Below are 14,794 nucleotides of genomic sequence, written 5' to 3'. Positions count from 1 at the left end.
TCTCCGGTCGACGCTGGGGCCTCCCCAGGCCTTCTCGTTCCCGGGGTCGGGTGGTGGTGACGCTGCGGAGTGTGACGGTACATCCCGCCCCGTTGTCAAACGGGAAAAGCCCGCAACGGCCACTCGAACGGTAACCCGACTTCCGTCATTCCTGCCGCCCGGAGTGTCCATCGCTGTTTTCCGGCCGAACCGGAGCGAAGACCTCCTCCTCACCGGCTCCTCACCGGCGAAGCGCCCCTTCCATCATGCTCACACCCGGGTCAAGCACCAGGCCGCGACGACGAGCGCGATCACCGCCACGGCGCTCGCGGCGGCCGCCGATGCGACCGGACTCACACCGTGGGCGACCGGCTGCCGCTGCCGCGTCCGCACCCCGGTCCACACCAGCAGTGCCGCTCCGAACAGGGCGAACACCATCCCCGCGAAGATCGCCGACGCGCTCTCCATCACTCCCCGTCCCCCTCTTTCTCCGACCGCGCGTGCCCCGCCGCCCGGAGGCTGCCACGCGCGGACTGCGGGGAGGCGAACCCGCGGTGAACGCCGGACCGACGGTGGGGCGGCGGCGCCGTGGCGAGGGGCGGGCAGGGGCGGGGAGGGCTCCCGCGCGGCGCCGGAGACGCCGGATGCGGAAGTTTTTCCGGCCGACTTTTTCCGCGGGCCTGCCGCGGTGGGTGGCGGGAGCGGCCCTTCTGCCGGGGGGACGTGGGCCGTGTCTGGCCGGGGGGACGTGGGCCGTGTCTGGCCGGGGGGACGTGGGCCGTGTCTGGCCGGGGGCGTCTCGGCTCAGCAGTCGGCTTCTGGGCTCCCTACGGCTGCCGCCGCCGCTACCGCTGACGCCGCGACCACCGCGACCACCGCGACCCCGACTGATGCGGTCTCCGCGGCTTCGCCCCGCCTCACGCCGGCTCCAGGAACCCCTGCTCCACCAGCAGCCGGATCTGTGCGGGCGTACGGTCGCGCAGGGCGACCGGGTCCTCTCCGACGAGCTGGGCGATGGCGTCCAGAATCCGTCCGGCGGTCAGCGTGCCATCGCACACCCCTGCGAATCCGGCGCCCACGGTGTCGACCTTGGTCGCCCGCCGCATCCCGCGGTTCTGCCGCAGCACGACGTGCTCGGGGTCCTCCGCGCCGGGCAGTCCGACCTGCTCCTGGACCACCTCGGCGGCCAGCCGGAACCGCTCCTCCAGCAAGGCCGCGTCGTCGCGCGACCGCAGGTGGTCGATGCGGGCGAAGTGCGCGCGGACCGTCTCCCCGAGCGGCTGTTCGACCGGATGCGGCCACTCCTCGACGGTGATCACGGGCTCGGCGGAGGCCGTCCGGCGCAGGGTGATCCAGCCGAAGCCCACGGCCCGCACCTTGCGCGCCTCGAACTCGTCCAGCCAGGCGTCGTACCGCGCGGCGTACTCCGCCGGGTCGCCGCGGTGGTCGCCCGCGTCCCGCAGCCACAGCTCGGCGTACTGCGTGACGTCCTGCACCTCGCGCTGCACGATCCAGGCGTCGCACCCACGCGGCACCCACGAGCGCAGCCGGTCCTGCCAGTCCTCCCCCTCGACGTGCTGCCAGTTCGCCAGGAACTGCGCGAAGCCGCCCTCGTTGAGCCGCTCCCCCGCCTGCTGGACGAGCGTGCGGCACAGGTCGTCCCCGCCCATCCCGCCGTCGCGGTAGGTCAGCCGGGCGCCCGGCGAGATCACGAAGGGCGGGTTGGAGACGATCAGGTCGAACCTCTCCCCCTCCTTCACCGGCTCGAACAGCGAGCCCTCCCGCAGGTCGGCTGCGGGCGCGCCGGACAGCGCGAGGGTGAGTGCGGCGATGTGCAGGGCGCGCGGGTTGACGTCGGTGGCGGTCACGCGCGTGGCGTGCTGCGCGGCGTGCAGCGCCTGGATGCCGGAGCCGGTGCCGAGGTCGAGGGCGGCGTCGACGGGCGTCCGCACGGTGATCCCGGCCAGCGTCGTGGAGGCACCGCCGACGCCGAGCACGACGCCCTCGTCGCGGCGGCCGATCCCGCCCGCGCCGCCGACCGCGCAGCCCAGGTCGGAGACGATGAACCAGTCCTCGCCGGCGGGTCCGCCGTAGGGCCGGACGTCCACGGTGGCGGCGACCTCGTCCTGGCCGGCGCGCTGCAGCCAGCCGCTGTCCAGGCAGTCCCCGAGCGGCAGTACGTCCGCCACGCGCGCGTACGGCACGGGCTGCTGCAACAGGAACAGCCGTACGAGCAGTTCCAGCGGCGTGTCCCCGCGGGTGGCCCGGAGCGCGGGCACGGTCTCACTGCGGGCCAGCGCCGCGTACGCGGAGGCGCCGAGCAGGTCGAGCAGTCCGTCGACGGTGAAGGAGGCCCTGAGCAGGGCCTCCCGCAGCCGGGCGGCGACCTCCGGGCGGTCGGTGGCGGGCAGAGGGGACGGCGAGGAGAGGCTGGCGTTGCTCACCACCCCATTGTGTCGGCTCCCACCGACATCGCACGCGCGTCAGCGCGGCAGTCGGCCCCGCGCGCCCGTGCGACGGTCAGCCCGGCGCGTCCGTGGGGCAGTCGGACCCACGCGCCCGTACGGCAGTCAGCTCCGCGCGCCCGTACGGCACTCGGCCCCACACACCCGTACGGCGCTCAGCCACGCGCGCGTGTGCCGGAACCCGGCCCGTCCGCCCCTCCGGTCAGCCCTGCGCCGCAGACGGTGTCGCCGACGCGGACGCCGACTTGCAGCTCTGCTGCTTGGCCATCGCCTGGCCGACCTCGCCCTCCTCCAGGGCCTTCAGCGCGTCGCTGCCGGTCTTGCCGAGCTTCTTCATCTCGGCGGCGACGTCCTTCAGACCGGCGGCGAACTTGGCCTGGTCCTTGGTGTTGAGCGCGTCGACCTGCTCCTTCAGCGAGCCGTAGGAGGCCGAGATGGCGTTCAACTCCTTGACCGCGTCCTGCTGCTTCTTCTTGCCGTCCTCGACGTTGGGCGGACCGGCCTTGGTGATGACGCCCCCGATCGCCTTGTAGGCGTCGGCGATGTCTTGGAAGGCCTTGGAGTCGGCCTGCTGGACCTCGGCCGGGGTGCTGTTGTCCGAGGTCTCCTGCTGGATCGCGGCGTTGGCGGCCTTGATGGTCGTCGCCTGCGCCCGCAGCTCGTCGCAGACCTGCTTGGCCCAGGCGTCCAGCTCCTCGTTCCCGTCGTCGCCGGTGCATCCCGACAGCGCCAGTACCAGTACCGCACCGCCGGACAGTGCGGCCGCGAGCTTCTTGTTCACCGGTTTGGTCCCTTCCATGGCTCTCGGCCCCGGAACATACACGCCACCCGGGTGACGACCACACGGCGAACGCCCTTTATGAAACTGACTGTCAGCATTTGCACCAAGCGAGAGAAGGCTCACGGCGTGGGCGTGAACGCAACGGACCGGGCGGATGACGCGTCCGCGCGCCACCCGCCCGGTCCGGGGCAGGAGAGGTCCGGCCGGCTACGGAACCGTCGCCGCGTCCGGCGACGTGGAGCCGGAGCCCGCACCGCCCGCGTCACCCTCGTCGTCCGCGTCGCCCATCGCGATCCCGCGCCGCTTGGAGACGTAGACCGCTGTGACGATCACCAGGAAGGCGACCACCGCGACCAGCACCCGTACGGCCAGGTTCTCGTCGGCCCCGTAGGAGAACTTGATGACCGCCGGCGCGATGAGCAGCGACACCAGGTTCATCACCTTCAGCAGCGGGTTGATCGCCGGGCCCGCGGTGTCCTTGAAGGGGTCGCCGACCGTGTCGCCGATCACCGTCGCGGCATGGGCCTCACTGCCCTTGCCGCCGTGGTGGCCGTCCTCGACCAGCTTCTTCGCGTTGTCCCAGGCGCCGCCGGAGTTGGCGAGGAACACCGCCATCAGGGTGCCCGCGCCGATCGCGCCCGCCAGATAGGCGCCCAGCGCGCCGACGCCCAGCGTGAACCCGACGAAGATCGGCGCCATCACGGCGAGCAGGCCCGGCGTGGCCAGCTCCCGCAGCGCGTCCTTCGTGCAGATGTCGACAACCTTCCCGTACTCCGGCTTCTCGCTGTAGTCCATGATCCCCGGGTGTTCGCGGAACTGCCGCCGCACCTCGAACACCACGGAACCCGCCGAGCGCGACACGGCGTTGATGGCCAGTCCGGAGAAGAGGAAGACGACCGCCGCGCCCGCGATCAGGCCGACGAGGTTGTTGGGCTGCGAGATGTCCATGGCCAGGGTCAGCGGCGCGCCCTCGCCGGTCAGTCGCTCGCCGACGTCGCGCGCGCCGGTCGTGATGGCGTCCCGGTACGACCCGAAGAGCGCCGCCGCGGCCAGCACGGCCGTGGCGATGGCGATGCCCTTGGTGATCGCCTTGGTGGTGTTGCCGACGGCGTCCAGGTTGGTGAGCACCTGCGCGCCCGCCCCGTGGACGTCACCGGACATCTCGGCGATGCCCTGCGCGTTGTCGGAGACCGGACCGAAGGTGTCCATCGCGACGATCACACCGACCGTGGTGAGCAGTCCGGTGCCGGCCAGCGCCACCGCGAACAGCGCCAGCATGATCGACGTACCGCCGAGCAGGAACGCCCCGTAGACGCCGAGGCCGATCAGCAGGGCGGTGTAGACGGCGGATTCGAGGCCGACCGAGATGCCGGCGAGGACGACGGTGGCGGGGCCGGTGAGCGAGCTCTTGCCGATGTCCCGCACCGGGCGGCGGCTGGTCTCCGTGAAGTAGCCGGTGAGCTGCTGGATGACGGCGGCGAGCACGATGCCGATCGCCACCGCGACCAGCGCGAGGATCCGCGGGTCGCCGTCCTTGGCCAGGATCGCCTCGTCCGTCACCCCGTCCAGCTCGGAGTACCTCCCCGGCAGATAGACGTAGACCGCGACCGCGACCAGCGCGAGCGAGATGACGGCGGAGAGGAAGAAGCCGCGGTTGATGGCGCTCATCCCGCTGCGGTCGGCGCGTCGCGGGGCGACCGCGAAGATGCCGATCATCGCGGTGATCACACCGATGGCGGGGACGAGCAGGGGGAACGCCAGCCCGGCGTCGCCGAACGCCGCGGTGCCCAGGATCAGCGCGGCCACCAGGGTGACGGCGTACGACTCGAAGAGGTCGGCCGCCATGCCGGCGCAGTCGCCGACGTTGTCGCCCACGTTGTCGGCGATGGTCGCGGCATTGCGCGGATCGTCCTCCGGAATGCCCTGCTCGACCTTGCCGACCAGGTCGGCGCCGACGTCGGCGGCCTTGGTGAAGATGCCGCCGCCGACCCGCATGAACATCGCGATCAGCGCCGCGCCGAGGCCGAAGCCCTCCAGCACCTTCGGCGCGTCCGCCGCGTAGACCAGCACCACACAGGAAGCACCCAGCAGACCGAGCCCGACCGTGAACATGCCGACGACGCCGCCGGTACGGAAAGCGATCTTCATCGCTTTGTGCGAGACCGCGGTGAGATCCTTTTCCGGCTCACCCGCCGCGGGGGTCGCCTCACGGGCCGCGGCCGCCACCCGCACATTGCTGCGCACGGCGAGCCACATGCCGATATAACCGGTGGCCGCGGAGAACGCCGCACCGATCAGGAAGAACACCGACCGCCCGGCACGCTGATTCCAGTCGTCCGCGGGCAGCAGCATCAGCAGGAAGAACACGATCACGGCGAATACGCCGAGTGTGCGCAACTGCCGGGCCAGATAGGCGTTGGCGCCCTCCTGGACCGCCGCCGCGATCTTCTTCATGCCGTCGGTGCCCTCGCCGGCCGCGAGCACCTGGCGCAGCAGCGCCCCGGCGACCAGCAGGGCAGCCAGCGCCACCGCGCCGATGACCACCACCATCGCTCGGTTTCCATCGGTGAGCACCGCGGCCGCGAGGGCTGTGGAGTGATCCAGATGATCGATCTGACCGGGAGAAGAAAGCCCCGCCATTCGTCCTCCTTGACGCGTGGGCTGAGCTCAAGATGTGGACGGATTCCAGAGATCTGTTCCGGATCAAAACAGTACGCGGGAAACGGAATCGGTACACCCCGGCGGACTCCGGGTAATGGCCCGAAAGCATTCCGATCGAACTGTCGGCAGCATTCTGGGCCATTCGGGTGATCGGAATTGATCGTGAATTCCTTCACGCATTGACGAACTCGTCGCGCATCCCCGTCGGGGCCTGTGGCCGGCCGTCCGGGAAAACGGCGAGGGCCCTGCTGAGCAGGGCCCTCGGGAGTCGTGCGAACGCGTACGCGTCAGTGACAGGCGCGGGCAGTGTCAGGCAAGCGCCGACGCGCGTCCCGCGCGTCAGGGGATCACCGCGCGCCTCAGGGGAGCATCGCGCCTCAGGGGAACACCGCGGTGGGCGGGGGTGTGGTCGGCCAGGTCATCCGGATGGAGCCGCCGTCCGCGCTCGTACTGACCTTCACGTCGTCGACGAGACCGCTGATGACCGCGAGGCCCATCTCGTCCTCCTCGGCCTCCACGTCGGCGTCCACGGCCGTTCCGGACGCCCCTCCGGGGGCCGCGTGCGGTGCCTCGTCGCCGACCTCGATGGAGAACTGCTTCTCCTCCTCGATCAGCAGCACCCGCACCGGCGCGGTGATGCCGCTGTTCTGGTGCAGCCCCACCGCGCGGGAGCAAGCCTCGCCGACGGCGAGCCGCACCTCGTCGAGGACGGCCTCGTCCACTCCGGCCTTACGGGCGACGGAAGCGGCCACCAATCGGGCGGTCCTGACATGTCCGGGGACCGCACTGAAGCGGAGCTCAACGGTGGCCATGCATCCCCCTCGGAGCTTCGGGCGTGCTGTCGGAAGGCCCGGGCCGCCGGAAGCCCGGACCCCCTTCGGTTCCACTCTGGTGATCCGGGCTCAGCCGCCCGGACCCACGGGTCAGTCGGTGGCCGCCACCGCTTCCTCCACCGAGGTGTGGATCGGGAACACCTTGGTGAGGCCGGTGATACGGAAAATCTTCAGAATGCGCTCCTGGTTGCAGACCAGGCGCAGGGAGCCCTCATGGGCACGCACCCGCTTCAGGCCGCCGACCAGCACGCCGAGCCCGGTGGAGTCGAGGAAGTCCACGCCCTCCATGTCGACGACGAGGTGGAAACTGCCGTCGTTCACCAGCTCGACCAGCTGCTCGCGCAGCTTGGGCGCGGTATATACGTCGATTTCGCCACCGACCCTGACGATCGTGCGATCGCCCACGGTCTCGGTCGACAGGGACAGGTCCACGGATCCTCCAGCACCTTGCTATCGAGCGGTCGTCGTCGGGGCATCTCGGCTTTCGGCCCCCAAGACGCTTCGCCAGCCGCGATGGCATTCAATCACTTACCGGCAGGCGTGCACGACGCCTTGGTCCCATTGTCCGTCACGCCAGTGACACACTCGGAGCCGATGGCCGAGAATCACCGATCCGATCGACCCCCGACGGACCCCGTGTCCCGCCTCGCGCCGGGCACGGTCCTGGACCGGCTGGCCTCGGGGCCGAGCCGGGCTTCGCGCATCACTCATACGGAGCACTTGCCCCCACGTGAGGGTCGCCATGCCGTCTGGCCGGACCGGATCCGTCCGGAGGTCGTCGCCGCGGTGCGGGCGGCGGGCGTGGAGCACCCGTGGGCCCACCAGGCACGCGCCGCCGAGCACGCCCTGGACGGCGACTCGGTCGTCGTCGCCACCGGCACCGCCTCGGGCAAGTCCCTGGCGTATCTGGTCCCGGTGTTCTCCACCCTGCTGGACGGTTCCGAGGCCCCGAACGGCCGCGGCGCCACCGCCCTCTACCTGGCCCCCACCAAGGCGCTCGCGGCAGACCAGTGCCGCTCGGTGAAGGAACTTTCACAACCCCTGGGCCATGCCGTCCGGCCGGCCGTGTACGACGGCGACACGCCGTACGAGGAACGCGAGTGGATCCGCCAGTACGCCACCTACGTCCTCACCAACCCCGACATGCTGCACCGCGGCATACTCCCGTCCCACCCGCGCTGGGGCTCCTTCCTGAAGGCGCTCAAGTACGTCGTGATCGACGAGTGCCACACCTACCGCGGCGTCTTCGGCTCCCACGTCGCCCAGGTGCTGCGCCGGCTGCGCCGCCTGTGCGCCCGCTACGGCGCCGACCCCGTCTTCCTGCTGGCTTCCGCCACCGCCGCCGAGCCCGCGGTCGCCGCCCGCCGGCTGACCGGGGTGCCGGTCGTCGAGGTCGCGGACGACGCCTCCCCGCGCGGGGAGCTGGTCTTCGCCCTGTGGGAGCCGCCGCTCACCGAGATGCAGGGCGAGAAGGGCGCCCCGGTCCGCCGTACCGCCACCGCCGAGACCGCCGACCTGCTCACCGACCTCACCCTCCAGGGGGTGCGCTCGGTCGCCTTCGTCCGCTCGCGGCGCGGCGCCGAGCTGATCTCGGTCATCGCGCAGGAACGGCTCACCGAGATCGACCGCTCGCTGGCCCGGCGTGTCGCGGCCTACCGGGGCGGCTACCTCCCCGAGGAACGCCGCGCCCTGGAACGCGCCCTGCACTCCGGCGAACTCCTCGGCCTCGCCGCCACCACCGCCCTGGAGCTGGGCATCGACGTGTCCGGCCTCGACGCGGTCGTCATCGCCGGCTACCCCGGCACGCGCGCGTCCCTGTGGCAGCAGGCCGGCCGCGCGGGCCGCGCCGGGCAGGGCGCCCTGGCCGTCCTGGTGGCGCGCGACGACCCGCTGGACACCTTCCTCGTCCACCACCCCGAGGCCCTGTTCGACCGGCCCGTGGAGTCCACCGTCCTCGACCCCGACAACCCGTACGTCCTCGCCCCGCACCTGTGCGCCGCCGCCGCGGAGCTACCGCTGACCGAGGACGACCTGGCGCTGTTCGGGCCGGAGGCCGAGGGGCTGCTGCCGCAGCTGGAGGCCGCGAAGCTGCTCCGCCGCCGCACCAGGGCCTGGCACTGGACGCGCCGGGAGCGGGCCGCCGACCTCACCGACATCCGCGGCGGTGGCGGCCGCCCCGTGCAGATCGTCGAGGCCGGCACCGGCCGGCTGCTCGGCACGGTCGACGAGGCCGCCTCGCACGCCTCCGTCCACGAGGGCGCCGTCCACCTCCACCAGGGCCGCACCTATCTCGTCCGCTCCCTCGACCTGGACGACTCGGTCGCCCTGGTCGAGGAGGCCAACCCGCCCTACACCACGGTCGCCAGGGACACGACGACCATCTCCATCCTGGAGACCGACACCGAGATCCCCTGGGGCCAGGGCCGCCTCTGCTACGGCTCCGTCGAAGTCACCAACCAGGTCGTCTCCTTCCTCCGCCGCCGCATCATCACCGGCGAGGTCCTCGGCGAGACCCGACTCGACCTGCCTCCTCGTACGCTGCGCACCCGCGCGGTGTGGTGGACCGTCACCGAGGACCAGCTCGACGAGGCCCGCGTCGGCCCGGAGATCCTCGGCGGCGCGCTGCACGCCGCCGAGCACGCGTCGATCGGCATGCTCCCGCTGTTCGCCACCTGCGACCGCTGGGACATCGGCGGCGTGTCGGTCCCGCTGCACCCCGACACCCTGCTGCCGACGGTTTTCGTCTACGACGGCCACCCCGGCGGTGCGGGCTTCGCCGAGCGCGCCTTCCACACCGCCCGCGCCTGGCTGACCGCCACCCGCCAGGCCATCGCCTCCTGCGAGTGCGACGCCGGCTGCCCGTCCTGCATCCAGTCCCCCAAGTGCGGCAACGGCAACGACCCCCTGCACAAGCGGGGCGCGGTACGGCTCCTCACGGTGCTGCTCCGGGGGGCACCGGAGGAAAAGCCGCCGGGCGCGGAAGGGCCGGAGGAACCGGAGGAACCGCCGGCGGGGGCGGGGGGCTCGTAGGGCTTCGTGGCGCGTGCCGTGCGGCCACCCGGCCGAAGAGCCCGGGTCACCCCCGCCCGGCCGGGGCCGCCGGCAAGGTCCCCGCCGGAGCCGGACGCCCCGGGACCGTCCCGGGCGGGCCCGCCCGGGACCGCACCTCCGCCGTGAAGGGCGCCGGGCCCGCCGCCACCGACACATCGGAGATCTCGCCGACGAGCACGCACCGTACGAGCCGGGTGCCCTGGGCGCGGGCCACCCGGTCCGCGCAAGCGCAGGCTTCGGCGGTGCCGCGTGTCCAGTGGCCGGCCGCCGCCAGGGCGGCGAGATCCGCGCCGCCCGCCGCGCGGTGCCGGGCCACGACGGCCTGCCCGAGGGCGAGCACCACACCGAACACCACGCACAGCACGGCGATCGCCCCCACGCTCCACACGGTGGCCGACCCCCGGTCGTCACCGCAGCGGCGGCCCAGGTTTCTCATGACCCTCCTCCCTCCGCCGACGGGCCCGGTGCCGCAGGGCCGGGTGCCGCCGGGCCGGGTGCCGCCGGGCCGGGTGCCGCCGGGCCCGGCTCCCACGGCCCCGACTCCCACGGTCGCGGCGTCGACGCTTCCTCCACCGACGCCACGGCTTCCTCCCGTACCTCGAACGGCAGATCGCCCAGCACCGGCGGTGCGACGGCCACCACGACCCTGACCCGGTCCCCCTCCCGGGCGACCGTGACCTTCGCGCCGCGCGGTGCCGCCTCGCGAGCCACCGCGACGACCGCGTCGGCGGAGTCCTGGCGGGCCGCCGCGCGGGCGCCGGTGCGGGCCGCGTCCACGCACTGGATCTGCGCGGCCATCACCAGCAGCCCCCACACCAGCGCCATCGCGACCGCCACCAGCACCGGGAGCACCACGGCCGACTCCGCCGTCACGAACCCGTCGTCCCGGTGCGCCCCGCGCCGCTCACATCCGCGCATCGAGGGCCTGCTTCACGATGCTCTGCAGCTCCGCACTGACCTGGCCGCTGGTCACCACCTTGTAGAGCACCACCGCGAAAGCCGCCGCCGCGATGATGCCCACCGCGTACTCGGACGTGACCATCCCGGCGTCCTTCCGGGCACCACCCATCCCGCGTACCAGCCTCACCAGGGCCCGCATCCGCGCCCGTACCACCTTGCTCATACCGACCTCCTCCAGAGTCTTCCTGCCTGTCCTCGCCGTCACCGGGGCGCCGCCGCTCATCCACCACCCCCGCCCAGCACCTCGCCCGCCATGCCGATCACCACGGGCAGGACGCCGACCGCGAGGAACGCGGGCAGGAAGCACAGCCCCACCGGTGCCGTGACCAGGACCGCCGCGCGCCGGGCCCGTACCGTCGCGGAGCGCGCCCAGCCCGCGCGGGCGTCGGCCGCGAGCCGGGCGGCCGGCCCGGCGGCGGGCAGCCCGGAGACATCGGCCCGCTCCAGCAGCCGTGCGAGGCCCCCGGCACCGGGCAGCGCGCGCAACGCCCGCCACGCCTCGGCGGGTTCACCGCCCAGCCGCACCTCCGCCGCGCCCCGCGCCAGCGCCTGGCCGACCGGCCCGCCCAGGGCCTCACCCACGGCCTGCGCGGCCGTCACCGGGGCGGCCCCGGCGGCGACGCAGGCGGCCACCAGGTCGGCGGCCAGCGGCAGTTGCCGGGCCGCCGCGCGGACGTCGGGCACCCCACGGGCCGCCGCGCCGGCCGCCGTCCGCTGCTCCCGCAGGCGCCACCGCCGCAGCGCCACGGCCGCCAGCAGACCCACCAGGGCCCCCGGTACGCCGCCGACCAGCGCCCATGCGGCCGCCGCCACGGCCACGCCGGGCAGCAGGCGCCGTACCGCGCCCGGTACGTCCGCGCGCCGTCTCGGCGCCCGGATCTCCGGGCCCGGCAGGCCGGCCAGCCGTCGCCGCACCCGGCGCCGGTGCCGCACCGCGGTCACCCGACCCACCAGCCACCCGAGCACCAGCGCCGTCCCCAGCAGCACCCCCAGCCTGTGGACGGCTTCCGCGCTCACGACGCCTCCTCCGCTCCGCGGACGATCCGCAGCACCCACCACACGCCCACGCCCTCCAGCACCGCGCCGAGCACGAGACACCCCAGTCCGGCCCCGGTGTGCAGCAGCACGCGCAGCGGGTCGGCGCCGAGCGCGGTGCCCAGCAGCAGGCCCAGGACCGGGAGCGCGGCGAGCATCGCCGCCGTGGCGCGGGCCCCGGACAACTGGGCGCGCAGCTCCAGGCGCTGGTCGCGTTCGGCGCGCAGGGCCGCTTCCAGGCGGTCGAGTCCGGCCGCGAGTCCCGCGCCGTGGTCCACGGCCACCCGCCAGCACGCGGCGAGTCCCAGCAGCCCGTCGGCCCCCGGCCGGCGGGCCGCCGCCGCGAGCGCGTCCGGCACCTCGCCGCCGAACCGGGCCGCCGCCAGCACCGCCGCCTGGGCGTCGGCGAGCCCTTCGGTGTCCCGCGCGGCCCGCAGCAGCGCCTCGCCCGGCTGCCGCCCGGCCCGCACCTCCCCGGCGAGCGCCCCGCACAGGGCGATCACCGCGTCCCCCCGGTGTTCCCGGTCCCGTCGCGCCTGTCGGGCCCGTCGCGCCCGGCGCAGCAGCGGCACCCCGGCCGCCCCCGCGACGACCGGCACCACCGAGGCGCCCAGCACCGCGAGCAGCAGCCCGGCGACCACCGCCCACCACTCGGGCCTCAGCCGCCCGCGCACCCGTCGCAGGAGCGCCGCCCACCGCCTCGGCACGGGCGGCGGCCCGGTGCCCACCACGCCGCCGCCGGCGAGCAGCAGCCGCGCCCGCCGGGCCCCCGCGTGGGGCCCGCCCAGCATCCAGGCCGCGGCCCCCGCGCACAGCACCGCCGCACTCATCGCCGTCTCTCCCACAGCCGATTCACCCATCTCCCACCAGTCCCTCGGTCGCTACGGCCGCCTCACGTACGGCTCTTGCGCGCTCCCCGCGCGCCACCCGCTGATCACCGCTCCCCTCGCTCCACTCGTCCCGCAGCAGCTCCCGCAGCCGCTCCCAGCCGCGCTCGCGGACGAATCCGCAGGCGCCCCAGCGCAGTGCCGGCACCGTGCGCACCAGCCCGGACGGGTCCCGCTCCAGCACGCGCACCTCGGCGATCCGGCGCCGCCCGGTCCGGTCGCGTACCAGGTGCAGGACGACCGACAGCGCCGCCGCCAGCTGGCTGTGCAGCGCGGCCCGGTCGAGCCCGGCGGCGGTGCCCAGCGCCTCAAGCCGGGCCGGCACGTCGGCGGCGGCGTTGGCGTGGACGGTGCCGCAGCCGCTGTCGGACCGCGCCAAAGATTTCAGTACGCGAGGCTCTGACCTGGGCATTGAAATCTTTCATGCGGTGACATATGCCACACTCGCCGCGCGATAGATTTCACTATCCGACGCCCAGAACCGTCAGGGCCTGAGGGGTTGTTCACACAGCGTGACCGATCACAGCAAGCGAGGGGCGCATTCAGAAGGCTCAGCCTCTACCGCATCCCACGCCTTGCCTCCGAAGGCACCTTAGGGGTGGCCGTCCATCACCAAGCGTCTGAGAGTTTCGCAGCCTTGCCGTCTCCGCACCGCAGCCCACAGGAGGAGCGGGCCGTGTTGGCGCATTCGGTACGCAACTCGCGATGAAACCGGGCAGGATGTCGAGTGGATTACCGCGGCCAATGGTCACACAAGGAGATTCCGTGGAGCTTGATGAGGTACGTCGGGGTTTGCTTCTGGCGCGCGACAGCATCAGAACCCCCGTCGACTACTTCAATTTCCAAAAGGAACTAGCACAAGAGATTCGCGACATCGAGAAACGCAAGGATGAGGACGCCAAGACCCATAAGCACCTACTGCGTCTCATTGGCGACTCGCTAGCCTGGGAACTTCTCGACAGTCACGCAATTCGAGAGTTGGCACGGGACCGACTGCGCCCCGCAAATCTGAGCAGCCAAGGAGAAGACTTTGACTTCGTCCTTAGCGTGGCCGAGAAGATGGCCAAACTTGGCGGGATTCCCATTGTGGCCGATGTTACACACCTGGTCGCCGTAGGAGACGTAGTCACCGTGACCCCCAACGGCATTCACATCGCCGAATGCAAGAATAGAGTCACGCCGAAGCGTCCACCTACAGGAAGGATCGCCCGGCAAGAGCAGCGGGGAGCCAAGGCATCTGCCTACTTGACTCACGGCTTTTTCTCGGAATCGGATGAAAAACAGGCAACCGCAGTCGAAATCGCCGCCACGCAACCCGCGCATGACGCACTGCGGCAATGCATTGAGGACGCATCGGCTAACGACTCCGGGGCCTCCGTCGCACAGCTGGGCGACAGAGACCTACTGCTCGCATCGTGGGACAGGGGAAACGGCCCCGGAGCGGCCCTGGAAGGCTTGACAGAATCGCTCGATATGCAAGATTGGGAAATCCCTGTAATGGGGGGTTTCATGGATGCAGTAACGAACCCCTCTCCTTTCGCAGCAAACCCCTACGCACTCCCCATCCCCAGAGAGCAGAGGTCCGCACTGGCCGAAGGCGAACTAGTCCTTATACGGTTTGCCGACCTAGCCAAGCTTCAATTCGCAACCAAGACACCAATTGGTGAGGAACTGCGAATGAGCGTCCGCAAGGCGGGTGGCGATTACCAATTGAGCATGAACATTGCGGGCGTAGATCGAGAGGTTTCAAGGCGCTTCATCGACAGCATCCTGTGGGGCTTTCTGCCAGTTTCCGGAATCAGAGAAACACTGATCCGATTGGCAGAAATTGTGAACGAATCCCTAAGAAATCCAAGTGGCGACTTGACTCCTGCCCCATCCCCTACGATTAACACGTACTCCAGCTTTGTCTACCGAGGCTCAAAAGATGCCTCGAATGTAGTTGCGGCTGGCAGTCTGGATCAGCTCTCCAGGCAGGGAGTGCACATCCCTTGGGAGGATCTTGCGGAATTCAATGCCGATGACTCCCACTCACTTATCCCCATGATGATTTTCAATGATGGTGAAAAGTTGACGGCCAGAATCGTCACCGAACAGGAGGTCAAGCATTTCGATTTCCCAGACATCTAACGAAAGTCATGC

At 71.7% G+C, this 14,794-nt stretch carries 13 protein-coding genes and 1 pseudogene; 2 read left to right on the top strand and 12 right to left on the bottom strand.

Features of this window, described 5'->3' with window-relative positions:
* Positions 1-249: 249 nt before the first annotated feature.
* From G7Z13_RS19445 to bldG, 6 genes are all read right to left on the bottom strand, one after another.
* Complete coding sequence (locus G7Z13_RS19445; RefSeq protein WP_166001022.1) at positions 250-447, bottom strand: hypothetical protein; 198 nt, start codon at positions 445-447, stop codon at positions 250-252.
* A 449-nt stretch (positions 448-896) separates the two neighbouring features.
* Positions 897-2,423, bottom strand: coding sequence for a class I SAM-dependent methyltransferase (locus tag G7Z13_RS19440; protein ID WP_166001020.1), 1,527 nt, complete (start codon positions 2,421-2,423; stop codon positions 897-899).
* 223 nt (positions 2,424-2,646) lie between these two features.
* Positions 2,647-3,243 carry a small secreted protein gene (locus G7Z13_RS19435; protein ID WP_166001018.1) on the bottom strand — a complete coding sequence of 199 codons (597 nt, stop codon included), beginning with the start codon at positions 3,241-3,243 and terminating at the stop codon, positions 2,647-2,649.
* A 189-nt stretch (positions 3,244-3,432) separates the two neighbouring features.
* On the bottom strand, positions 3,433-5,865 hold the full coding sequence (locus tag G7Z13_RS19430; RefSeq protein ID WP_166001016.1) for a sodium-translocating pyrophosphatase: 2,433 nt from the start codon (positions 5,863-5,865) through the stop codon (positions 3,433-3,435).
* 398 nt (positions 5,866-6,263) lie between these two features.
* Entirely contained in the window at positions 6,264-6,698 is a 435-nt protein-coding gene (locus tag G7Z13_RS19425) for an ATP-binding protein (RefSeq protein ID WP_166001014.1), read from the bottom strand.
* 111 nt (positions 6,699-6,809) lie between these two features.
* Positions 6,810-7,151, bottom strand: coding sequence for an anti-sigma factor antagonist BldG (gene bldG, locus G7Z13_RS19420; RefSeq protein WP_006132569.1), 342 nt, complete (start codon positions 7,149-7,151; stop codon positions 6,810-6,812).
* 81 nt (positions 7,152-7,232) lie between these two features.
* On the opposite strand from bldG, the gene G7Z13_RS19415 reads away from it, so the two are divergent.
* Positions 7,233-9,749 carry a DEAD/DEAH box helicase gene (locus G7Z13_RS19415; protein WP_240926270.1) on the top strand — a complete coding sequence of 839 codons (2,517 nt, stop codon included), beginning with the start codon at positions 7,233-7,235 and terminating at the stop codon, positions 9,747-9,749.
* A 46-nt stretch (positions 9,750-9,795) separates the two neighbouring features.
* Here G7Z13_RS19415 and G7Z13_RS19410 read toward each other — a convergent pair whose 3' ends face one another.
* The 6 genes and pseudogenes from G7Z13_RS19410 to G7Z13_RS19385 form a co-directional block, all read right to left on the bottom strand.
* A complete protein-coding gene (locus tag G7Z13_RS19410; protein WP_166001010.1) occupies positions 9,796-10,206 on the bottom strand; it encodes an Rv3654c family TadE-like protein in 411 nt (136 codons plus the stop codon).
* Positions 10,203-10,688, bottom strand: coding sequence for a TadE family type IV pilus minor pilin (locus G7Z13_RS19405; RefSeq protein ID WP_206313111.1), 486 nt, complete (start codon positions 10,686-10,688; stop codon positions 10,203-10,205). Before G7Z13_RS19405 ends, G7Z13_RS19410 begins: the two co-directional genes overlap by 4 nt.
* Positions 10,675-10,893 (bottom strand): DUF4244 domain-containing protein, encoded by a 219-nt coding sequence (locus G7Z13_RS19400; RefSeq protein ID WP_166001008.1) that lies wholly within the window; start codon positions 10,891-10,893, stop codon positions 10,675-10,677. The genes G7Z13_RS19405 and G7Z13_RS19400 overlap by 14 nt, the downstream gene beginning before the upstream one ends.
* 56 nt (positions 10,894-10,949) lie before the next feature.
* The gene (locus tag G7Z13_RS19395; RefSeq protein WP_166001006.1) at positions 10,950-11,747 is read right to left on the bottom strand and encodes a type II secretion system F family protein; all 798 of its coding nucleotides are present in this window, start codon (positions 11,745-11,747) and stop codon (positions 10,950-10,952) included.
* Positions 11,744-12,595, bottom strand: coding sequence for a type II secretion system F family protein (locus G7Z13_RS19390; RefSeq protein ID WP_166001004.1), 852 nt, complete (start codon positions 12,593-12,595; stop codon positions 11,744-11,746). Before G7Z13_RS19390 ends, G7Z13_RS19395 begins: the two co-directional genes overlap by 4 nt.
* Positions 12,596-12,617: 22 nt before the next feature.
* Positions 12,618-13,013: pseudogene (locus G7Z13_RS19385) on the bottom strand (secretion protein); the annotation flags it as partial.
* A gap of 404 nt (positions 13,014-13,417) precedes the next feature.
* Here G7Z13_RS19385 and G7Z13_RS19380 point away from each other — a divergent pair.
* Complete coding sequence (locus G7Z13_RS19380; RefSeq protein WP_166001002.1) at positions 13,418-14,782, top strand: hypothetical protein; 1,365 nt, start codon at positions 13,418-13,420, stop codon at positions 14,780-14,782.
* Positions 14,783-14,794 lie beyond the last annotated feature (12 nt).

Source organism: Streptomyces sp. JB150, from assembly GCF_011193355.1.
Lineage (GTDB): Bacteria > Actinomycetota > Actinomycetes > Streptomycetales > Streptomycetaceae > Streptomyces.
The sequence above is the reverse complement of the archived record's forward strand: the minus strand, read 5'-3'. Positions and strand labels throughout refer to the sequence as shown.